Origin of the sequence: Anaerotignum faecicola, assembly GCA_024460105.1 — a bacterium.
Lineage (GTDB): Bacteria > Bacillota > Clostridia > Lachnospirales > Anaerotignaceae > JANFXS01.
Genome location: JANFXS010000046.1, coordinates 1 through 637 on the forward strand (window position 1 = coordinate 1; position 637 = coordinate 637).

The 637-nt window shown below is 51.2% G+C and carries 1 protein-coding gene; it reads right to left on the reverse strand.

Going from position 1 to position 637, the window contains the following annotated elements; translation table 11 throughout:
* A partial coding sequence (locus NE664_12645; protein ID MCQ4727484.1) for a 50S ribosome-binding GTPase occupies positions 1-629 on the reverse strand: 629 nt, incomplete at its 3' end.
* Between the last annotated feature and the right edge of the window lie 8 nt (positions 630-637).

The following is a 637-nucleotide window of genomic DNA, read 5'->3' on the forward strand; positions in this document are numbered from 1 at the left end:
GTCTCATCGTATTCCATAAACTTGATGGCATGCCACCGCAAATTATCCATGTCTCCGTAGTGAGCCTTAAGTACCGTCTCCACCTTGGATATCTTGTTTTCAATCCGGGGCGTATATTTGACCACCGTGCCCTGTGGGCCTTCCTCGTAGTGATGGACCACCGCATGCATCAGCACATCCAGACCGGTCCGCTTTCTTGCCGATACCGGTACTACCGGAATGGAGCCGAGCATCTCCGGAAGACGGTGAAGATCGATCTCCATACCGCGGTCCTCCACGATATCCATCATATTCAATGCCAGAATTACCGGTTTCTTCAGTTCCAGCAGCTGAAGCGTCAGGTAGAGATTCCGCTCCAGCGAGGAGGCATCCACCACATTGATGATGACGTCGACTTCTCCATCCTCAATACACTTCCTTGTGACCTTCTCCTCAATGGTATAGGAGGTAAGGCTGTAGATTCCCGGTGTGTCGATGACACGGATCGGCCGGCCCTTATAGCTGGTCTCTCCTTCCACCCGCTCCACCGTAACACCCGGCCAGTTTGCCACTTTCAGTTTTGCTCCTGTAAAGGCGTTAAACAGTGTCGTCTTACCACAGTTCGGATTCCCAACAAACCCTACATTAATTACTTTAT